Below are 21,634 nucleotides of genomic sequence, written 5' to 3' on the forward strand. Positions count from 1 at the left end.
GCCTCATGCGGAGGCCGGCAAACTCGGGGAACGGAGACCTTTCAATGCGTGTTGTATTGACGGCCTGGGGATCGCGGGGCGATGTGGAACCGTTGGCGGCGCTGGCGGTGGCGCTCCGGGAGGTCGGTGCGGAGGCCGTGGTCTGTGTGCCACCGGAGCCGGATTTCGAGGCATTGCTGAAGCGGGCCGGCGTACCGATGGTGCCGCTCGGTCCGTCGGCGCGGTCGGTGGTCACCGCGCCGAAACCGGCATCGGGGCATCCCGCGTTCGAGCTGGCGCCCAGGCTCGTCGCCGCCCGGTTCGAGACGCTCGGCGCCGTGGCGCAAGGTGCGGACGCGATCGTGGCGACCGGGTTGATGCCGGCCGGGGCACGAGACGTGGCCGACAAACTCGGCCTCCGCTACGTGCTCGCCTGCTTTCACCTGGCTGGAATTCCGTCGCAGCATTTCCCTCCCGGAGCACGACCGGGTACGCCGTCGCCGCCGGACGAGACCGACCTGCGCGTGCTGTGGGAGCACGATGCTCAGCGGGTGAACGAGTTGTACGGACCGGCGCTGAACAGCCAGCGGGCCGCGATCGGACTGCCGCCGGTCGAGAACGTCCGCGACTACGTCTTCACCGATCACCCCTGGCTCGCGGCGGATCCGACGCTGTGCCCGTCGAAGGGCATGACGGATCTCGACGTCGTCCAGACCGGCGCGTGGATCCTGCGTGACGACCGCCCGCTCCCGGCCGACCTGCAGGCGTTCCTCGATGCCGGCGAGCCGCCGGTGTACGTCGGGTTCGGCAGCATGGCCGCACATGCGCCGAAGGACATCGCGCAGACGACCATCGACGCGTGCCGCACACACGGGCGCCGCGTACTGCTCAGCCGCGGCTGGGCCGACCTCGCCGGCGACGGCGAGGACTGCTTCGTCGTCGGCGAGGTCAACCAGCAGGCGCTGTTCCCGAAGGTCGCGGTGGTCGTGCACCACGGCGGCGCGGGGACGACGACCACAGCCGCGCGGGCCGGCGTGCCGCAGCTCGTCGTACCGCTGATCGCGGATCAGCCGTACTGGGCTTCTCGGGTCGCCGCGTTGGGCATCGGCGCCGCACACGAGGGCCCGACGCCGACAGCCGACTCACTGTCCGCCGCGCTCGCTACGGCGCTGGCTCCCGAGACGCGGGACCGAGCCGCGAAGGTGCGCGAAGCGGTCAAGGCTGACGGCGCGACGGTGGCCGCCAAGCTCCTGCTCGACGGCGCGGCAACGCGGTCAGTCGACCGGGCGCTCTAATTCATCCATCAGGTGGGTGATGACGGCGTCGGGTGAGCGGGTCCAGTCGGTGGTTAGGACGTGGTGGACTCGCCAGCCGGTCGTGGTCAGCGCACCGGGGTGGGTGGTCAGCCGTTCCAGGAGAGTGTCCGAAGCGACTCGTTCGGGGGTGTCCACGAGGACCGCGAGGCGGTAGCCGGTGTCTTCGGGAAGCTTCAACGCGAGATCGCAGCGGAACACCGACTCGCCCACCGCGAGATCGACCTCCACGCCGCGAGCCTCCAGCGCGGCAGCGAGCTGTTCCACGACAGGAGTAGGACGCAGGCCGGCCGCGCGCGTCGTCCTCAGGCTGTACGACGTGAGCGCCGACTTGGCCGCGACCTGATCTCCTCGCGACACTGCAGCGGCGTACCCGAGGAACCGGCGCAGCGTGTTCGCGCCGTCGTTGTAGGTGTTGGTGATCGCGTCGGGCTCGATGCTGCTGACGATGACCATGTGTTCGCGCGCCCGGCTGAAGATCACGTTCAGCCGCTTCTCGCCGCCCGACGTGTTGATCGGGCCGAAGTTCATCAGCATCCGGCCGTCAGGCCCGGCCGCGTAGCAGACGCTCATCAGGATGATGTCGCGCTCGTCACCCTGCACGTTCTCCAGGTTCTTCACGAACAACCCGGCGTCCTGCTCGCCGTGCGTCCGCACCTGCTCCGCCTCGTACAGCGCCGCGAACGACGGATCGCGCTCCGCGAGCTCGTCCAGCGCCCGCTCGATCTCGCCCTGCTGCGCCTCGGAGAACGCCACAATCCCGAGACTCTTGCCGGTCCCACGCACCAGCAACTCCTGCACCAGCGAAGCAATCCATCGTGCCTCGGCAGGATTGGTACGCCGGACGTACACCCCGTCGACGAGCCGAACCGCCGTGATGCTCCCGGCCAGCACGCTGTCGCACACCTCGGCCACCGGAGAGTCGGCCCGCAGCGTCCACGGCGGCGCGGTGTTGGGCGGCAACCGATCGGGAACCGTGGCCAGCTTGCCCTGGTAGAACGCCGCGTTGCTGAACGAGATCAACGCCTCCGAGCGACTCCGGTAATGCCAGGTCAGCATCGTCGACGCCAGCCGCAACGCGCTGATCGAGAGGAAACTGTCCTCGGTCAACGCGATCCCGACCTGTTCGGCGGCCTCGTCGTCCGCCTGGAGATCGTCGGTTTCGCTGCGCACCCGGAAGTACTGCGTCGGCGGCAGCTGCATCTGGTCACCGACGACGATCACCTGCGGCGCACGGTGCAGCGCCGGGATCGCCTCCTCCACAGGGATCTGACTCGCCTCGTCGTACACCACGACGTCGAACGAAGTTGTCAACGGCAACGTGTCGGACACCGAGGACGGGCTCATCAACCACACCGGCCGCAGGACGGACACCACCTCGCCGGGAGCGCCGGACGCGACGTCGCGGATCGACCGGTACCGCATGACCTTGCCGAACTCGTGTTCCAGCTCGCGCCGCCCGGTCGCGAATGTCTTCTTGCGTTCGCGGGCCTCCGGCGACATGCCGGTCACGCTGCGCTCGGAGTGGTCGACCTCGGCGAGGAACCGGCGCCGGACCTGGGCGACGACGGCTTCCGCGTTGAGCGCGGTGAGGTCGTCGTACACCATGCTCAGCTCGCCGACGATCGCATCGACGCGGTCCGAGGACAGCTGCAACGGCGCAGCCGAGCGGGCACGCTCCCATTCCGCGGCACACACGGCGTACTCGATCTGGTCCGGCGTCGCATCCAGCCGACGGAGAGCGGTGAGCGCGGAAGGCGACAGCTCCCGAAGCTTAGGACCGACGGCACGTACGACGGGACTCTCGGACGCCAGCCGATCGGCGAGGTCGCGGAGACCGTCGACTGTCAACGTGTCCCAATGATCGGCCAACAGCTCGTTGGTGACGTCCGACGCGTCGTCGAGGGCATCTGCCAAGCGCGCGAGCTCGGCCGGGGCACCGTCGTCGAGGACGAAACGCCAGTCGGGGATGCTCTTCCGGGCGGCGGCGAGTTGGTCGATCAGCTCGCGCGGATCGTCGGCCGCCCACTCGTGGCGAGTCTGCTCGGTGTGTTCCGCGACGGCGGCTGAGGCAGATTGGGCGGCGACCAGCTCGGTGAGGATCTCGGTGACGGACGGCTGCACGGAGCGCGTCGTACTGTCGAAGCGGCTGCGGACCAGGTTCTTCACGCGGCGCCAGTCGCCGCTGAGGAACGAGAACGCGCCACCTTCCTTGCTCTGGGCAACCTTCAGCGCGGATCGTGCGTCAGCCGACGCGAGCGGCTCCCGCCAGCCCGCCGCCTCTTTCCACGCGGCCCGCTCGGCGGCGACGAGCTTCTTCCGCTCCGCACCGGCGGCCGACAGCTCACGAGCCGTCGCCGACCGCGGAACGATCGCCTCCACCTGGTCCAACTCGGCCAACGGCTCGAGCAACCGTCCGAGCTGAGTTAGCCCGCGCACCTCCCGCACAGCCACATCGCTCGACGTCGATAGCGCGACCGCCACTGCATCCCACTTGGTTCGGAGCTCTCTGGCGGACGCCGTCACCTCGGAGTCCCACCGCGCAAGAAAGGCAAGCGAACTCCGCGCCAACACTCCACCTGTCGACGGATCAGCCGCCGCCAGTGCCTGAGCAACCTCCCGCACAGCATCGCCGGCCGCGAACCACTCATCCACAGCAGGCAGCTCGGATCCCTCAGGCGGGTTCCATGCGTGATCGTGCAGCGAAGCAAGGCGATTGACTAGGTCCCGGAGGCGGGGACTGCCAGCCGCCAACTGTTTCTCGAAGGCATCCACGGTCGCCAGCAGACGATCGACCCGCGCGACCAGCTCAGCACGCCGCTCGGTCAACGCATCCAGGTCGTCCTCAGCCGACAGCCACGACTCGTACGTCTCCCGAAGACCGTGGATGAACGCCTTCTTGTCGCCCTGCGAGTCGTGGATCAGCGCACACAGTCCGTCCAATCGCCGACTCGCCAACCGCGCGTGGACGACGTCCAGCGCAGCCCGCTTCTGGCAGACGAACAGCACCCGTTTCCCGCGTGCGACGAAGTCCGCGATCAGGTTGGTGATCGTCTGCGACTTCCCCGTCCCGGGCGGTCCTTGGATCACGAAGCTCTCGCCCCGCCGCGCCCGCGCGATCGCCGCCACCTGCGATCCATCAGCAGGTACGACGACATGCCGGTCGGCAGGAGGCAGCTCCGGCAGCGCACTCCCCACCGGTCGCGGCCGGTCCGAGAACAGGTGATCGAACGACGCCGCTGACTCGCCGGTCGTCAGCAGCTCGTCGTAGTCCCGAACCAGGCCGAGCGTCCGGTAGTTGAAGTTCGCCAGCGACACCGCGCAGAGGTCGACGTCCCACGAGTACGGCCCGCCCTCGGTGTCGAGCGAGTACACGTCGGTCTCGAGCGCTCCCGGCCGCCGCGGCTCCGCGCCGAGCGCGATCCCGAGCGGCAGCGACTGCTGCGCGATCTGGGCCCGGAAGATCTGCACCCCGAGCGGCTGATAGTCCGTACGCCGGTACGAGTACGGATACTGCTTCCCGCCGAACCCAGTCGCCACGTTCCCGTGCCGCCGCCGGTTGTACGTCCGCAGCCGCGTCATCGCCCGCTGTCGCACCAGATCGATCCGCGGCTTCTCGCGCAAATGCAGTTGCAGACCCGGCTCGGTCGCCTGGATCTCCTTCGCGAGCCGCTCGTGCAACTCCCGGAGCGCACCGGGAGCCGACAAGTCGACAGTCTCCGGCAAGGAGATCCCGTACAGCTGCCGCAAACTGTGCCGCAACGTCGGATTGACCTCCGCGATCGGATCCGTGACCCGCAACGTGTACGAGTCCCGCACGCCGCGCTTCTTCGTCAGCTCCACCTTCGCCAGCACCAACGGCGACGCGAGCCGCGTGTCCCGATCGTTCTTCAGGTCGTGCCAGCGCAAGAACGCCGGCACCAGGCGCAGCTGGTCCTGCCCGTAGTCGGCGCGATCCCGGCGCGCCGTGGAGATCAGCTTGTCCAGCGTGTTCGCGGCGTACGGCGCCTCGTCGTACCGGATCCACTTGCCCAGCGGCTGGGCCTTCTTCAGCAGGTGTTCCGCGATGTCGTCGCGCCACGTGAACAGCTGCTCCGAGCGGATCGTCCGTACGTCGAGCATCAGCGGCACCGAGACCTCGGTGAGGTTCAGCGTCTGGGCGGTCGGGCGGAAGTTGATCAGCCGGTTCCGCCGGGAGAGGTCGAAGAGCCGGTCGCGGAGCGCGCCGAGCACCGCCGTACGCCGGTCTGCGACGCCTTGGACGATCGCCTCGACGTCGAAGTCGAGCGGCTGGTCGCGGTAGTTCTCCAGCTGCTCGACCAGCGAATGCAGGTCCTGCGCGCGCCGGTGCCGGTCCGGCTCGACCATCTGCGCGGCGACCGAGACGATCACCGGGTGCAGGTCCGGATCCAGCCGGTACAAGTTGCCTCGGGCATCGATCAGGGTTGCGATGTCCGCCGTCCTTGACAGGTCGAGACCGCAGCCGAGCGCGAGCAGCAACTGCCCCAGGCTGAAGATGTCGGTGAGCTGATCGTGGTGCCCGACCACGTGCTCCCAGCTCTGCCACCCGGCCACCAGCGTCGGCGCCGCGATCGCGTCCGGAACCGGCTCAGGTACGACGGTGGTCTCCTGGCCGCCGCTCTCCCCCAGATCGAAGTCGGCCTGGCGATGCGCCACAACCTCAACAGCAGAAGGACGTTTCCCCTGCCGCGCGTCGATCTCCGCGGAAGCCAGAGTCGGCCGACCTGCATCCTCTGGCGCGAATCCCAGCCGGTTCTGCTCGTCGACCACGATCCGATCCAGTCCGCGCAACGGCGCGACCAGCCCACGCTCGTGCACAGCCGCCGTCTCGTGAAACAGCGGCAGCACCGCCGCCAGCAACGCGTCGTTGCCCAGACCGCCCTGCGAGACGGCCAGCGCGACGAGATCCTCCGCGCTCATCCGACCACCTCCGCGGCGGCCTGCACGAAGCGGGCCCGCTCTTTGTCGCTCCAGCCGAGCTCGTCGTCCGCGACATCGACGTACCCGGGCAGCCCGGATCGTCGCGCGACAGCCAGTGACGCGACCAGCCCGGCATCGCTGGCCTCGGGGTCAGCTGTGGCGAGATCGAGCAGCAAGTAACACAGGTAGCGCTTCGTGGCGGCGGTCAACGGGCGCGGTCGCGGCAGTGGCGCCCCATCCACCGGACGCACCGCCAACGGCTCGTCGAAGCGCACCGCTCCGCCAGGAACGCCGAGAGGTCCAGGCGGATCCGCGAAGCCGGCGGCCGCGGTGGCGATCGCGTCCGTCCGCAGACCGTCCGTGTGCGCGATCGCCGCGGCGAAGTCTCGACTCAGCTCTCGCAACAACACAGCGTCGAGCAGGTCCGGCGCGTCGACGTCGAGCGGACCGGTCACCAGGACCTCGACGTCCTCGCCGTCGAGCCAGTTCTTCAACGCCCACGCCCGTCCGACGGCCTCCGGGTGCGACGTCCCTCGACTCCCGGAGCGGAGATCCAGCGACTCCGCCTGCCGCAGGTACGCCGCGGGGTCCGCCGTGCTCAGGCCCGTCTCCAGCTTCAGCAACGCGCGGATCGCCGTACTCAGATCACCGCACGCCGTCACCGCTCCACGGTCCGCGAACAGCTCCGTCGCCAGCGACCAGCGCCGATGCGTCTCGAGGTACTGCGAGGGCGTCCGAGCGTCACCCGCAGCCGCGTCGAGCAGCCGATCGACGGCGAGGTACCCACCGTCCTCGGCCTGCCACAACAGCCGATGCGCCAACTCGTGCCCGATGACGGCCGTCAACTCGTCCTCGTCCAGCCGGTCGAGCAACGCCCCTTGGAAGAGGATCACCGCCTTGCCCGCCTGGTGAAGGTACGCCGCATTCGGCTCGCCACTCACCTGGTAGAAGTCGACCCCCTCGTCCAACTCCAGCGCACGAGCCGCCCGTTCCCCCGCCCGGAAGACGTCCGGATGGACGTCGGCCTCCAACCGGTACGCGTTCCGCAACAAGACCTCGTCGAGCGAACCCTCCGGCCCACCGTGCAACGCCGCCCAGGCACGCTCATCCACCTGGCGAACAACCGCCAGGACAGACCGGTGATACCCAAGCGCCGACAACATGCCCGCCACGATAACCACCCCAACCGACGAAAACCGACCAGGAACTGGGGACCTGTGGACAACGGCCTACGCGGGGTTGCGCTTGCTGCGCCACGCTCTGTAAGTCGGCATGGTGTCGGCCTGCGTCTCGTAGGCAGCCAGCAGGGCGTCCCGGAGGTGCGGGGCGTGTTCCGCGACCGGACCGTCGGGTGACCAGACGAGGCGTTCGCGGACCCACATCGGGTCGTCGGCCAGCGGGCGGACCACGACGTTCTCACGCTCCACAGTGGTGGCTCGGCACAGCGACACACCGTGACCCTGACTGATCAGCGAGAACACCATGCTGGCGCTCGTGTGCTGGATCCGGCGCGGCGCGAAACCGGCCCGGCGGCAAGCGTCGCGGAACATCGTCCGCATCCTGACGTCCTTCCCGTCCCCGGGCAGCCACTGCTCGCCGGCGAGCGCGGCGAGCGGGATCTCAGACTCTGCGGCCAGCGGGTGGTCCTGCGACAGCACGATGAACACGGGCTCGACGTGCAGGACGGTTTCACTCAACACGTCCGGCACTGCGAGTTCGTAACCCGGGTAGTCGCATGTCAGCCCGAGCTCCAGCCGCGCTTCCCCGATCAGCTCGAGCAGCTCCTCGTCCGAGTCGCAGACGTGCAGCGAGACCTCCGCGTCCGGAAGCAGTTGGCGCGTCACCGTCACGAGCGCGGCCGCCAGCGGTCCGGCAGTCGCTCCCAGACGCACTGACGCGAGTCCGGCGTCGGCGTCCCGGCGGCGTACGTCACGCAAGAGGTCGTCATGCAGCGTGATCATGCTCTGCGCGTGCGACAGCACCATCGTGCCCAGCGCCGTCGGCCGCGCACCGCTCCCGTCGCGGGCGAACAGCGGGCCACCCAGCAGGCGTTCGATCCGCTGCAGCTGTCCGGTCAAAGCCGGCTGGCTCTGACCGAGCTGCACCGAGGCGCGGCTGATGCTGCCCGTCTCGGCGATCGCGGCGACAACCCGGAGGTGGCGGATCTCCAGATCCATAACACGATGCTATGGCCAGTTCGGAGTACCTGAGACCGCTGTCCGAATCCCAGACTTTTCACTGACGTATCAGCGAAGGAGATTCGATGTCCCGACTAATCCGGCGCCTGTCCGGTCTCGCGCTCACCACCGCTCTCCTGGCCGCCCCTCTGACGGCCACCGCCCAACCGGAGCCCGGCCGCTGGACCGCCGGACAGGCGAAGGCCCCGTCCGGGAGCTGGGTGACTCTGCTCACCGGCGACCGGGTCTTCATCGACGGGAATCGTCTCTCGCTCGATCCCGCACCCGGCCGGGAACAGCTCGGCTTCACCCAGTACCAGCGCGGCGGCCACCAGTACGTCGTACCGAACGACGCCCTCCGCCTCGTCTCGAGCAACCAGGTCGACCAACGGCTCTTCGACGTCACCGGGCTGGTCCAGGCCGGGTACGACGACGCGCACGTCGCCGAACTGCCGACGATCGTCTCGTACGGCGCCGGCCCGGCCCCGAAGCTCCGCTCCGCCCGGGTGACCGAGAACCTGCCGGCACTCCGCGCGGCGGCGGTCAAGGTCGGCAAGTCCAAGGCGCGTGACTTCTGGACCGACCTGACCACCGGCAGCACGACCGGCAGCAAGAGCGAGCGCACCACGGCGCCCGGCATCGCCCGGGTCTGGCTCGACGGCAAGCGCGAGGTGTCGCTCGACCAGAGCGTCCCGCAGATCGGCGCACCCACCGCCTGGGCCGCCGGGTACGACGGGACCGGCACGACGGTGGCGATCCTCGACACCGGCATCGACGACACCCACCCGGATCTGGCCGGCAAGATCGTCGGCGAGCAGAACTTCAGCGACGCCGCCGACACCGAGGACAACGTCGGGCACGGTACCCACGTCGCCTCGACGATCGCCGGCAGCGGCGCCGCGTCGGGCGGCAAGTACAAGGGTGTCGCGCCCGGGGCGAAGCTGCTGATCGGCAAGGTCTGCAGCACCCGGAACTGTGCCGAGTCCGCCATCCTGGCCGGCATGGAGTGGGCCGCACCCAAGGCCAAGGTGATCAACATGAGCCTCGGCGGCGACGACTCACCGGGCGTCGACCTACTCGAGGAAGCCGTGAACCGGCTGACCGCCCAGACCGGTGCCCTGTTCGTCATTGCCGCTGGCAACAACGGGGCCACCGGCGGAGTGTCGTCGCCCGCCACCGCCGATGCCGCTCTCGCGGTCGGTGCGGTCGACAAGCAGGACAACCTGGCAGACTTCTCCAATCGCGGCCCGCGGAACGACGGCGCGATCAAGCCGGACATCACCGCGCCGGGCGTCGGTATCGTCGCGGCGCTGGCCAAGGGCTCCGACTATCCGCAGTACTCCCCCGGCTACACGCAGCTGAACGGGACGTCGATGGCCACGCCGCATGTCGCCGGTGCGGCAGCGTTGCTGGAGCAGCAGCACCCCGGATGGACCGCGCCCGCGCTGAAGGCCGCGTTGATGGCGTCGGCCAAGCCGAACGCCGCTCTGACCGTCTTCGAGCAAGGAGCCGGCCGGGTAGACGTCGGTCGCGCGATCAAGCAGGCCGTCCTGCCCAGCGTCTCCAGCCTGGCCCTCGGGTCACAGCCCTGGCCGGCGGACGACGACGTACCTGTGGTCAAGACCGTGACGTACCGCAACGAAGGCACCTCGGCGATCACACTCGACCTCTCGGCCACGGCGACAGGTCCGGACAGCGCCCCCGCTCCGGCCGGCATGCTCACGGTCAGCCCGGCGCAACTCGTCGTACCAGCTGGCGGTACGGCGGACGCCGTACTCACCGCCGACACCAAGGTGCCGTCGGCGACCGGTACGTTCACCGGGGCACTGGCCGCGAGCAATGCCGACGGGGTGTCAGTACGGGTGCCGCTCACGGTCACGAAGGGGCACGAGACCCGGACCGTCACCTTCAAGGTGACCGACCGGACCGGTGCGCCGGCGAGCAACTACGCGATCTGGGTGACCGGACTGGATCTCGACGTCTTCCAGTTCCCGTACAACGCGTCCGGCACGGTGACCGCCAAGCTCCGCCCTGGCCGGTACCACGTGCAGGCATCGGTGGTCAGCCCGGACGGCAGCTCCACGCTGCTGGTCCAGCCGAACCTGACAGTCGGCCACTCGGACGACGGCGTGCTCGAAATGGACGCCCGCAAGGGCACACCGGTGTCGGTCACCGTACCGAAGGCCTCGGCGCGAACCAAGCTGGCCGCCGTCGGCATCTACCGGGTGCTGCCGCGCGGCTCTGCGATCGACGCACGCATCACCGGCCCTGACTTCAGCAAGCTGTTCACTGCCGACCTGGGCGACCAGGTGACCGCTGACGAGGGCACGCTGGTCACCGACGTCACCAGTCGCTGGGCCGAGCCCACCGCCGACGGCACGTTCGACAACTCGCCGTACGAGTACGACATCGTGAACTTCGTCCGCGGCCGCTTCCTCACCAACTACAAGCACGCCGTCCGCCCCGGCGAACTGGCGACGGTGGTCACGCGCAACCACAGCGTCTGGCCCGCCAAGCAGCAGGGCTTCATGCACAACTGGGGCCTCCCGCCCGAAGGCGGCGGCGCCATCTCGGCGGCGATCCAGTACGACGTACCGGGCGTTCGAACCATCTACTACAGCGCGAACGGCGTGACCTGGAACAACCGGTGGGACATCCTCGGTGGCAGCCAGACGCAGTTCTGGTACGACGACACGACCTGGAAGGCCGGCCGCCGGTACACGGTCGACTGGCAGCGTGGCCCCGCCGGACCGAAGTTCAACGCGCGCACGTACGTCGCGCGGGTCGGCAACACCGTCATGATGAACCTGCCGCCTTTCGGGGACGACTCCGGGCACACCGGGTACTCGCTGCTGGACAGCGGCAGGGTCGGGTTCTACCAGAACGGCGTGAAGCTGGTCGAGATCCCGAAGTACTTCTACGACGCCAGTGGACCGGTGCCGGCAGCCGAGGCGTCGTACAAACTGGAGTACGAGGTCGACCGCAGCACCGGCTTCAACGCGTCCACGAAGATCAGCGGCTCCTGGACGTTCAAGTCGGCGGAGGTCGGCACCGACAAGTGGACGTACCTGCCGCTGTCGTCCTTCGCGTTCACTCCACCGGTCGACCTGAACAACACCGCACCGGCCGGTACGCCGTACCTGGTGCCGGTCAGCCTGAAGACGCAGCCGGGTTCGACACCGTCCGCGACCCGGAAGATCACCGTCGACGTCTCCTACGACGAGGGCACCACGTGGCGACCAGTCACGCTGATCCGAACTGGCACGGACACCTGGCTCGCGGCACTTCGCCACCCCGCCAAGGGCTCGGTCTCGTTCCGCGCCAACGCGGAGCGGGCCGACGGCGGCACGGTCAACTACACCGTGATCCGCGCGTACAACCTGCGTTAGGTATCTGTCGGACGGCAGACACCGTTCGCCGCGGCGGAGGCAGCCAATGCCTTCGCCGCGAGGTTGTCCTGGGCGCCGGCCGCGGGCGTCGTGTCCTGCGTTGACGTGTGGCGGCCGATCGGGACCACCATCGGGGTGCCGGCGACCGGGTCCGGGACGACCTTGACCGCCAGGCCGAACACGTCCTGGACCACCTCTTCGGTGATCACCTGCGACGGGTTGCCCTCGGCAACGATTGCGCCGTCCTTCATCGCGATCAGGTGGTCGCCGAACCGGCAGGCCTGGTTCAGGTCGTGCAGCACCAAGACGATCGTCCGGTCCTCCGACTTGTTCAGGTCGACGAGCAGATCGAGCACCTCGAACTGGTGCGTCAGGTCGAGGAACGTCGTCGGCTCGTCCAGCAGCAGGATGTCGGTCTCCTGCGCCAACGCCATCGCGATCCACACCCGCTGCCGCTGACCGCCGGACAGCTCGTCGATCGGCCGGTCCGCGATCGACAGGACGTCGGTCGACGTCATCGCTTCCGCAACCGCTTCGTCATCGGAACGCGACCACTGCCGGATCCACCGCGTCCGCGGGTACCGCCCACGACCGACGAGGTCCGCGACCGTGATCCCTTCCGGTGCGGTCGGCGACTGCGGCAGCAGACCGAGCTTGGTCGCCACCTCGCGCGTCGGGATCTGCTGGATGCTCCTGCCGTCCAGCAGCACCGTCCCGCGCGACGGCTTCAGCAACCGCGCCAGCGTCTTCAGCAGCGTCGACTTGCCGCAGGCGTTGGCGCCGACGATGACCGTGATCTTCCCGGTCGGGATCCGCACCGACAGGTCGTGGATGATCTCCCGCTGGTCGTACCCGACCGCGAGCCCGTCGGCTGCCAAGCTGTGTTCCACAGGGTTCTCCATCTTTTCAGCCACCACTCCCGACGCGGTTGGCCCGTGCCAGCAGGAACATCAGGTACGGCGCTCCGACCACACCGGTCACCACTCCGACCGGCAACTGTGTCTCTCCGAACGCGTGCTGCGCCACCAGGTCCGACAGCCCGACCACGAGCGCCCCGAGCAGACCGGACGTGATCATCGCGGGCCCCGGCGACCGGGTCAGCCGGCGCGCGATCGGCGGCGCGACGAACGCCACGAACCCGATCGGCCCGGCCGCCGCCGTCGCCACCGCCGCCAGCAGTACGGCGACCACGATCAGCCCGAGCCGCGCCACCTCGACCCGCAGCCCCAGCCCGTACGCCGTCTCGTCGCCGAGCTGCAGGATCCGCAGCTGCCGCACCAGGAACGCCATCAACGGCAGCAGGACGACGAACGTGATCGCCAGCGACCGTACGTTCGACCAGTCCCGCCCATTCAGGCTCCCGGTCAGCCAGATCAGCGCCTGCTGCGCGATCTCCACCCGGGCCTTGGTCAGCAGGTACGACGTGATGCTCGTAGCGATCGCGCCGATGCCGATCCCGATCAGGATCAACCGGTAACTCGACACCCCGTGCCGCCACGCGAGCACGTACATGATGAAGGCGGTCAGCACCGCGCCGACGATCGCGAACGCCGACACCGCGACCCCGGTCAGCCCGAGGGTGATGATCGCGAACACGGCGAACGCGCTGGCGCCGTACGTCACGCCGATGATGTCCGGGCTCGCCAGCGGGTTGCGGGCGATGCTCTGGAAGATCGCGCCCGACAGGCCCAGCGCCGTGCCGACCAGAAGCCCGGTGAGCGCCCTGGGCAACCGCAGCCGGTTGACGATGAACTCGGTCGCCCGGTCGCCGCCGCCGAACAGGGTCTTCACCACGTCGATCACCGGGATCTTGAAGTCACCCAGCGACAGCGAGACGCAGAAGGTCGCGAACACCACGACAGCGAGGACCGTGATGACGACCAGTGAACGGGTCTGCCTGGCTGCGCGCGCCCGGGCGATGACGTGGACTGCCTCAGCCGTCACAGGTCGGCCAGCTTCCGGCGGCGTACCAGGATGATGAAGAACGGAGCGCCCAGGACCGCGGTCACGATGCCGACCTGGAGCTCGCCGGGCAGCGCGACGACGCGCCCGATCACGTCGGACCCGAGCAGCAGGATCGGCGCGAGCAGCATCGAGTACGGCAGGATCCATCGGTAGTCCGGCCCGGTCACCAACCGCGCCACATGCGGGATGGTCAGACCGATGAACCCGATCGGCCCGGCCGCCGCGGTCGCCGCGCCGCAGAGCAGAACGACGACCACAGCGACGAAGGCGCGGGCGAGTCCCACCCGCTGACCGAGTGACTTGGCCACGTCATCCCCCAGCGACAACGCGTTCAGCACCCGCCCGCAGAACAAGGCCAGCACGATCCCGACCAGGATGAACGGCGCCACCTGTTTCGCGATGTCGGGACCGCGGCCGGCGAACGATCCCACCGACCAGAACCGGAACTGGTCGAAGGTGTCGACGTCACCGATCAGCAACGCCGTCGTCAGCGACCCGAGCATCGCGGTCAGTGCCGCACCGGCGAGCGCGAGCTTCACCGGCGTCGCGCCCTCGCGCCCGAGCGAACCGAGGAAGTAGACGGCGACCGACGCCGCGGCCGCACCGAGAAAGGCCAGCCAGACGTACGCCGTCAACGACGACAACCCGAACCAGTAGATGCCGCCGACAACGAACAACGCGGCGCCGCCGTTCACACCGAGGATGCCCGGATCGGCCAGCGGGTTCCGGGTCACGCCCTGCATCAGCGCCCCGGACAGCCCGAGTGCGGCGCCGACCATCAGACCGATCAGCGTCCGCGGCACCCGCAGTGACCGAACGATCACGTGATCGGTGTCGGACTCGTTGTAGTGGCGCAGCGCATCGATCACCGTGGACAACGGGATCTGCTTGGACCCGACCGCGATGCTGAGCAGCGACACGAGGACCAGCAGGACGACGCATCCGACCAGCCCGAGGACGAGCGTGGTCCGCCGGGTTCGGCGCGGGCGCGACGGGACAGCGGTCTCCGGGCCGGCTTCGGCCGTGGCAACGGGCGGGGGCATTGGACTTTCGGGATCCTCTTAGGTAAGGCTAACCTCTAGATGCCTCAGAATAACCCGGCCAGAGTTGATGGAGAAACCACAGCATGACGACTGTGCTCGAGCGACCGATCGTTTTCGACTCGCTCCTGGCCACCGTGGCGGCCGTTGAGGACCTGAGCCCGCACCTGCGCCGCGTGACGTTCGTCGCACCGCGGATCGCGGAGGCGGTCACCGCCGGACCGGACCAGCGCATCAAGATCCTGCTCGCCCCGCCCAACGGCAGTGCGATCAGGCTGCCCTCCGGACCCGAGTGGTACACCGAGTGGTGCGCCCAGCCGGTCGACGAGCGCTTCATCATGCGCACCTACACCGTGCGAGCGCTCCGGCCGGAGGTGGCCGAGCTGGACATCGAGTTCGTCCTGCACGGAGTCAACGGACCTGCGTCCGCCTGGGTGAGTGAAGCCGAGCTCGGCGACCAGGTGGGCCTGCTGCTGCCGTTCGCGGTCGACACCACCAGCACGAAGGGCCTGCTGCATTCTGGCGTCGACTACGTTCCGCCGGCGACCAGCGTGCGCCAGATCCTCGTAGCGGACGAGACGGCGTTGCCTGCACTGGCCGGGATCCTGGAGGAGCTGCCGGCCGCAGTACAGGCCACCGTTTTCGTCGCCGTACCGGATGCTGCTGACGTGCGGCCGCTGGCCGGCGCTGCCGAGGTCACGTGGGTCACCGACGGCTCGCTACTGGACGCGGTGAAGTCAGGAGCGCTGCCGTTCGACGCTGACTACGCATGGGTCGCGGGCGAGTCGTCGATGATCAAAGGGGTACGTCGCCACCTCGTGAACGCCGTCGGGATGCCGAAGTCCGCGATCTCGTTCCAGGGCTACTGGAAGCGCGGCGAAGCGCACTGCTGATCCTCCTAGGACGGGTTCTCCGCGTGGGTCAGCGTCTCCCACGCGACGAACAGGTTGTTGGAGCCCGCCGGCCGGCGGGACTCGGTCAGCGCCTGGGTGTTCGCCATCGCGATGCCGAGGCGGGTGTGCAACGCGTTGTAGCCGACCTCGGTGATCGGTCCGAGCCCGCGCTTGAGCGTGCCCTTGCAGAGCCACGAGGGCACCGGCTCCAGATTGCGTTCCCACTTGGACTGGAAGCCGAGCGCCTGACGGAGCCGTTCACCGAACTCGGGGTACATGTCGATGCCCTGGATCCGCGCCGTCTCCAGCACGTGTGAGATCGACGAGATGCCGTAGCCGGTGTGGGTGAAGTCGCGGCAGGTCTCCTGAGTCAAGCCTGTCACGAACGTCCCTTGGCCCTGCCAGTAGCTGACGATCTTGTCGCGGGTGTTGAGGTTCTGGCTCGGCACCGTCTTCGGCAGCGCGCCGTCGGACTCCAGATAAACGTACGCCGGTACGCGCAGCCGGTAGAGCGCGATCGCCTTGTCGTAGATCGCCTTGTCCTCGAGGAACACCCCGATGCCCTGCAGTGCCTCGATCATGCTCAACTCCCAGTTCCCGTTGGAGTTCGAGCCGTTGATGATCTCGGGGACGTAGACGTTGCGGAGCATGGTGGCGAAGCGGCCGGAGTTCGGCCAGTTGCCGTACACGTGCTTGATGATCTCCGCGGCCTTCGGCCACGAGGACGCGGCCCAGGCGGTCTGCAGCGGCGCGTTGCTGTTGGTGTGGTCGCGGATCGTCGCCGACCACGCGTCCATCAACTGGATGGACTTCTGGGCGTAGCGGTCGTCGCGGGTGAGGTACCAGAGCAGTGCGTCGGTGTACGCCGCGATGGCGTCCTCACGTTCGTCGGTGCAGCCGTAGTTCGGGTTCGAGTACGGGCCGCACTCCACGACCGCGCGTGGTTTCGGCGTACGGGAAAGGGAGCCGTACGCGCTGTTCTTCGCCTGGTTGAAGGCGTTGGTCCACGGCTGCGCGCCGGCCTGCACCTTGGCCCGGACGAAGTCGAGCTGAGCCTGACTCGACCCGACGCCGGGATGGGTGAACGTCGCAGGTGCGTCAACCGATTGCGACGAGGCGGCTGCCGGACCACTGAGGGTCCCGGCAACCAGCGCGGCACAGGCGGCGGCCAGGACGAAGGGCATCTTTCGCATGGGCGGTGTCCTGTCTTCGGGGGCGGTAGGACAGCGGTTTCCACCGCAGTTTCACGACGCCCGATGCCCACGGTCAAGACCTCGCCGGTACCGGAACTTCCTTGGAACACAGGGCTCTTCTGTCCCATTTCCCGTGGAACAAAAGGCCCTTCCGTCCCACTAGTGACCGAGCTGGCTGGTGATGCGCTCGACGGCGATGCTCGTCGCGTAGCGCGTCGTGCCCGGCGGCTCGACGTCGGTCCAGCCGCCGGTGTACTTCCGCGCAACGGCCTGCTCCAGTGCCAGCTCCGGATCCGGGACCAGGTCGTCGATCCGGCCCCGCAACTCGACGTAGTACGTCGGGCGGGCCGGGTCGACGATCACCAGCGAGATCAGCGGATTCCGCTGCAGGTTGCGCAGCTTCTGCCGCCCGTCCACCAGGCTGATCCGCACCTGCTCGCCGTCCCACAGGAACCACAGCGGCGTCACCTGCGGTTCGCCGCGTTTGCCGATCGTCCCCACCAGCGCGATCGCCGTCGACGCCAGCAGGTCATGAAACTCGCCAGGAATCTCCACGGTGGTGAGAATAGGCTCAGCTGAGGGCGAGCTCACCGGCAATCTCACTGGCGTGGACGCCGGCCGCGTCGAGGAGCGCGGCGGCGGTGGTCGCACCGATCCCGCCGAGCGGCTGGGCGCGGACGACCGCACGGGCGGCCGCACCGTCGAAGATCATCGTGAGCTGGACGGCGAGCGTGGACGGATCTTCCGCGCCGGCCTTCACCAGTTCGCGGTGGAAGAAGTCGGTGAGCTGCTGCTTGAAGTGCCGCGCCACCACGGACCCCGGGTGCTCGGGGTTCTTCAGCTCCACCGCCGTACTCACGTACGGGCAGCCGAGGTAGTTGTCCGCCGCAACCATGGCGTCCTGCCGGTCGAACACGGTCAGGATCCGCTCCCGCGGCGCGCGGTCGTCCTCGGCCCCCGGATACAGCATCGTCTGGTACGCCGGACCGCGGCTGGCCAGGCTCTCCGCGATCAGCTCGTCCTTCGAGCGGAAGAGCTGGTACATGGACTTCTTCGACACCCCCGCCGCCTTGCAGAGCGCGTCCACGCCGATGTTGACGCCGTCGCGATAGAAGAGTTCGCCCGCGGCGTCCAGAAGCCGCTCACGGGGAGTTGCGGAAGTGCTCATGTCATCGAGGGTACCGGCTGGATTTGAAATCAGAAACCGATCGGTTTACTGTGTTGGAAACAGATCGGTTTCCACTGAGGGAGTTCCAGATGACCACACTCGAAGGCGCCGTTGTCCTGGTCACCGGCGGGCAGCGCGGGATCGGCAAGGCGATCGTCGACGACCTGCTCACCCGCGGCGCGGCCAAGGTCTACGCGACCGCCCGTACGCCGAAGCCGAGCACCGACCCCCGTGTCGTACCGCTGCCGCTCGAGATCACCGATCAGGCGTCGATCGACACCTTGGTCGCGGCCGTGCCGGACGTCACCGTGCTGATCAACAACGCCGGCGTCGGCTCGCCGTACACCTATCTGGACACCCCGACCGAAGAGGTGCGCGCCGTCTTCGAGGCGAACTTCTTCGGTCCGCTGAACCTGACCCGCGCGCTGGTCCCGGTGATCGAGCGCAACGGCGGCGGCCACATCCTGAACGCACACTCCGCGCTGTCCTGGGTCGCTCGCGGCGGCGCGTACGCCGCGACCAAGGCCGCGTTCTGGCTGCAGACCAACGCGATCCGGCTCGAACTACTGAGCCGCGGCATCGGCGTCACCGGCCTGCACATGGGGTACGTCGACACCGACATGACGACCGCCGTGACGGCGCCCAAGTCCCGCCCCGAGGACATCGCCAAGCAGGCCCTCGACGGCATCGAGTCCGGCGCGCACGAGGTGCTCGCCGACGACACCGCCCGCGGCGCGAAGGCCGCGACGGCGCTGGACCTGACCGCCGTCTATCCGGAGCTAGCCGGCTGACACATGGACGTCGCGGTCGCGGGTGTACTCCATGGCACCCGCGATCCCGTCGGCCACGTCGGCGCCGAGTTCGCGTTCGACGACGTGCAGCGCCAGATCGATCCCCGCGGTGATGCCGCCCGCGGTGACGAGCGTGCCGTCGTCGACGACGCGGTTGGTCTTCAGCTCGGCGCCGAACGCCTCCAGCTCGGCCCACGCGCCGCGGTTCGTCGTCGCCGCTCGCCCCTTCACCAGGCCGGCCTCGGCGAGCAGCATTGAGCCCGTGCACACCGAACCGATCCACTGCAGGGACGGCGCCAGCTCGGCGATCCGCGCCGTCATCACGCCACGGCGCGCCTCGGCCCACGCGCCTTTCTCCGCGCGGTTCATCCAGCCACCACCCGGAACGAACAACGCGTCCGGCTGCCCGAGGCCCTCAGGCGCCTTGAACTGCAGCCCGTGCAGCCCGGTCACCTCGGCCGGCCCGTCCAGCCCTACCAGCGCCATATCGAAGCCAGGCCGCCGCGACGCGTGACTCCACACCTCGAACGGGCCCATCACGTCCATCTCGTCCACACCGTCGAACACCAGAATCTCGATCCGCATACCTCCACCCAACTGGGATGCGGGGACCGGAGCCAGTGGCCACCAGGCCGTGGTTCGCAAGATTCTGGCCACCTCTCGGCGCACGGTTGGCACCGCTGGGCGCTTCGGGGTGGCTCTTGGGTGAGCAGCTGACTACATGTAGTGGAGACACCCCGCCGCCCCGGAGGTTTCGCCATGCGACGTCCTGCCGCTCTTGTCCTGACTCTGCTCGCCGCATTCCTTGTCGTCCTACCGACACCCGCGAGTGCTGCCACTGCGTGTGATGCCGCAGCTGCCGGGTTCACACCCGTGCTCCAACTCGATCTGCCCGAACGAGCCAACTACCTCAACAACACTCCGCCCTACAGCCTCGACCGGACCGCCGAGATCGGGTCCAACTTCGACCGTGTCGGCTACTGCCTGGAACTCGACGGGCAGTGGGTCTGGACGGCGATGGAACCGTTCAGCACCGACGCCCGGCGGATCGGTCTGCCGACCCGGCCGGGCGAGATCGTGCGCCAACGCGTCGGCGATCTCGACGTGCGATCCAACGTGCCCGGCGTGACGGTTGGCACGGGTCAGTCCGGCTACCTGGAGATGTGGCCGAACCAGTACGCGAAGACAGCGAGTGCCCAGGTGGCGAACGCGTCGGCGACTACGTACGACGCCGACGACAGCCCGACGACGACCCTCGGCTACGGCTCGTTCCAGGTCTCGCAGATCGGGTCGACGCGGCCGTCGACCGTGCCCGCGAAGCCGGTGTTCGCGATCAACACGTTCGCCCAGTCGGACACCAGTCTGCTGTCGCTCGGCATCGGCGCGAGGACCACGGCCGATCCGGATTGGACGTTCGCCGACAACGCGGCGCAGTACACCCAGCGTCGGCTGACGGCGTACGTGCGCACTTCGCTCGTCGCCCTGACCGACTCGCCTCAGGACCGTCAGCTGATCCCCCGGGACGCGTCCGGCGGCGCGACAGTGCCCGTCGCCGGCCGGATCACGGATCCGCGGGTGAAGAGCGTGCAGCTGAAGGTGATCGGCAACGGCAAGACGGATGTCTACACCTCGGCGTCTCGGCAGTTCCGGTTCACGCCGCGGATCCGTGCGGGGTTGCACGAGTACACGTTCGAGCTGCAGGCGCTCGGCCGGGTGGTCGCTCGCCGCGAGGGCATCGTGTCCGGTGACGCGTACGTCGTCCAAGGACAGTCGAATGCGGAAGCGTCGATGTACAACGGCGCCGCGAGTGGCGAGGAATCGCCGTACCTGCGCAGTTTCGGTAGTCCGGTCTCCGATCCGACCATCTCCGCCGCGGACCGCGTCTGGAGTTACGCGACCGGCGATGTGTCCCGGCAGTCGGGCTCGGTCGGTCAGTGGGCGATCCGGATGGGCAGGCAGCTCGTCAACAAGTACAAGGTCCCGATCGCACTCATCAACGGTGCGCACGGCGGTCAGCCGATCAGCTTCTTCCAGCGCAACGACGCGAACCCCGACGACATCGCCACCAACTACGGCCGGCTCCGGCAACGCCTGACGGCCGCAGGCGTCACCGGCCACCTTCGCGGCGTGCTCTGGTACCAGGGCGAGTCCGACAACGACAACGCGGCCGTGCACGTCAGCGGCTTCACGTCGCTCCTCCAGGACTGGCGCTCCGACTTCGGCACGACGCCGAAGTACTACGTCTACCAAGTCCGTACGTCGCCCTGCGGCAACTCCACCAGCACGAGTCTCCGCGAAGCACAGCGTGCGATGGGCGACACGCTCGGCGTCACCGTGCTGTCGACCACGGGGCTGTCCGGCCATGACGGCTGCCACTACGCGTACGCCGGTGGCTACCGCGACATGGGTGACCACGCGTACGCCGTACTGGCCCGCGACCTGTACGGCGGGCCGTCCGCCGGCGTGGCTCCGCCGAACCCGCGCAGTGTCACAGCCAGTGGTTCACAGCTCACGGTCCAGCTGCGATCGGCCGATCCGCTCAGCGTGGAGGAAGGCGTCGCCGCTGACTTCCGAGTGGACGGTGCCGCGGTCACAGTGACGTCTGTCGCCTACCAGCCGGGCAAGCTGGTACTGCAGCTGTCCGGCCCGCCAACCGGAGCGACTGCCCTCACCTACCAGGCCCACCTACGTGCGGGTCCGTGGATCACGAACGCCATCGGAACAGGTCTGCTGACCTTCACCCTGCCGATCAGGATGGATTGGTCTGCTGCCGACGTACCGTAGA

Annotated in this window: 15 protein-coding genes; 5 read left to right on the forward strand and 10 right to left on the reverse strand. The window is 68.6% G+C overall.

All coding sequences use genetic code 11. The annotated features are described in order from the left end of the window. Positions 1 to 44 precede the first annotated feature (44 nt). Complete coding sequence (locus tag OHB24_RS08810) at positions 45 to 1,274, forward strand: glycosyltransferase (RefSeq protein WP_327638457.1); 1,230 nt, start codon at positions 45 to 47, stop codon at positions 1,272 to 1,274. On the opposite strand, the gene OHB24_RS08815 is transcribed toward OHB24_RS08810, so the two are convergent. From OHB24_RS08815 to OHB24_RS08825, 3 genes are all read right to left on the reverse strand, one after another. Then, positions 1,254 to 6,233: an AAA domain-containing protein gene (locus OHB24_RS08815; protein WP_327638458.1), complete on the reverse strand. Its 4,980-nt coding sequence runs from the start codon at positions 6,231 to 6,233 to the stop codon at positions 1,254 to 1,256. The two genes, OHB24_RS08810 and OHB24_RS08815, sit on opposite strands and share 21 nt — an antisense overlap. After that, positions 6,230 to 7,345, reverse strand: a complete 1,116-nt coding sequence (locus OHB24_RS08820; protein WP_327638459.1) for a M48 family metalloprotease — start codon at positions 7,343 to 7,345, stop codon at positions 6,230 to 6,232. Before OHB24_RS08820 ends, OHB24_RS08815 begins: the two co-directional genes overlap by 4 nt. A 117-nt stretch (positions 7,346 to 7,462) precedes the next feature. Then, a complete protein-coding gene (locus OHB24_RS08825) occupies positions 7,463 to 8,410 on the reverse strand; it encodes a LysR family transcriptional regulator (RefSeq protein ID WP_327638460.1) in 948 nt (315 codons plus the stop codon). Between the two features lie 86 nt (positions 8,411 to 8,496). Here OHB24_RS08825 and OHB24_RS08830 point away from each other — a divergent pair, with 86 nt between their 5' ends. Beyond that, positions 8,497 to 11,799, forward strand: coding sequence for a S8 family peptidase (locus OHB24_RS08830; protein WP_327638461.1), 3,303 nt, complete (start codon positions 8,497 to 8,499; stop codon positions 11,797 to 11,799). Here the strand turns inward: OHB24_RS08830 and OHB24_RS08835 are convergent. From OHB24_RS08835 to OHB24_RS08845, 3 genes are read right to left on the reverse strand one after another with little or no spacing between them, the layout of a single operon-like run. Beyond that, positions 11,796 to 12,701, reverse strand: a complete 906-nt coding sequence (locus tag OHB24_RS08835; protein ID WP_327638462.1) for an ABC transporter ATP-binding protein — start codon at positions 12,699 to 12,701, stop codon at positions 11,796 to 11,798. The genes OHB24_RS08830 and OHB24_RS08835 overlap by 4 nt on opposite strands. Positions 12,702 to 12,705: 4 nt before the next feature. Further along, entirely contained in the window at positions 12,706 to 13,743 is a 1,038-nt protein-coding gene (locus OHB24_RS08840) for a FecCD family ABC transporter permease (RefSeq protein WP_327638463.1), read from the reverse strand. Next, positions 13,740 to 14,807, reverse strand: coding sequence for a FecCD family ABC transporter permease (locus OHB24_RS08845; protein ID WP_327638464.1), 1,068 nt, complete (start codon positions 14,805 to 14,807; stop codon positions 13,740 to 13,742). The genes OHB24_RS08840 and OHB24_RS08845 overlap by 4 nt, the downstream gene beginning before the upstream one ends. An 83-nt stretch (positions 14,808 to 14,890) precedes the next feature. Here OHB24_RS08845 and OHB24_RS08850 point away from each other — a divergent pair, with 83 nt between their 5' ends. Then, positions 14,891 to 15,697 (forward strand): siderophore-interacting protein, encoded by an 807-nt coding sequence (locus tag OHB24_RS08850; RefSeq protein WP_327638465.1) that lies wholly within the window; start codon positions 14,891 to 14,893, stop codon positions 15,695 to 15,697. A gap of 5 nt (positions 15,698 to 15,702) precedes the next feature. Here the strand turns inward: OHB24_RS08850 and OHB24_RS08855 are convergent, their stop codons facing one another. The 3 genes from OHB24_RS08855 to OHB24_RS08865 all read right to left on the reverse strand — a co-directional run bounded on the left by OHB24_RS08855 (position 15,703) and on the right by OHB24_RS08865 (position 18,058). After that, entirely contained in the window at positions 15,703 to 16,890 is a 1,188-nt protein-coding gene (locus tag OHB24_RS08855) for an alginate lyase family protein (RefSeq protein ID WP_327638466.1), read from the reverse strand. Between the two features lie 159 nt (positions 16,891 to 17,049). After that, positions 17,050 to 17,445: a PPOX class F420-dependent oxidoreductase gene (locus OHB24_RS08860; protein WP_327638467.1), complete on the reverse strand. Its 396-nt coding sequence runs from the start codon at positions 17,443 to 17,445 to the stop codon at positions 17,050 to 17,052. 16 nt (positions 17,446 to 17,461) lie between these two features. Further along, positions 17,462 to 18,058: a TetR/AcrR family transcriptional regulator gene (locus tag OHB24_RS08865; RefSeq protein ID WP_327638468.1), complete on the reverse strand. Its 597-nt coding sequence runs from the start codon at positions 18,056 to 18,058 to the stop codon at positions 17,462 to 17,464. An 89-nt stretch (positions 18,059 to 18,147) separates the two neighbouring features. Between OHB24_RS08865 and OHB24_RS08870 the strand changes: the two genes are divergently transcribed. After that, positions 18,148 to 18,849, forward strand: a complete 702-nt coding sequence (locus OHB24_RS08870) for an SDR family oxidoreductase (protein WP_327638469.1) — start codon at positions 18,148 to 18,150, stop codon at positions 18,847 to 18,849. Here OHB24_RS08870 and OHB24_RS08875 read toward each other — a convergent pair. Beyond that, on the reverse strand, positions 18,838 to 19,434 hold the full coding sequence (locus OHB24_RS08875) for a DJ-1/PfpI family protein (RefSeq protein WP_327638470.1): 597 nt from the start codon (positions 19,432 to 19,434) through the stop codon (positions 18,838 to 18,840). The two genes, OHB24_RS08870 and OHB24_RS08875, sit on opposite strands and share 12 nt — an antisense overlap. Positions 19,435 to 19,608: 174 nt before the next feature. Between OHB24_RS08875 and OHB24_RS08880 the strand changes: the two genes are divergently transcribed. Next, positions 19,609 to 21,633, forward strand: coding sequence for a sialate O-acetylesterase (locus OHB24_RS08880; protein ID WP_327638471.1), 2,025 nt, complete (start codon positions 19,609 to 19,611; stop codon positions 21,631 to 21,633). Position 21,634 lies beyond the last annotated feature (1 nt).

This window comes from Kribbella sp. NBC_00482, assembly GCF_036013725.1.
In the GTDB taxonomy this organism is placed as follows: Bacteria; Actinomycetota; Actinomycetes; order Propionibacteriales; family Kribbellaceae; genus Kribbella.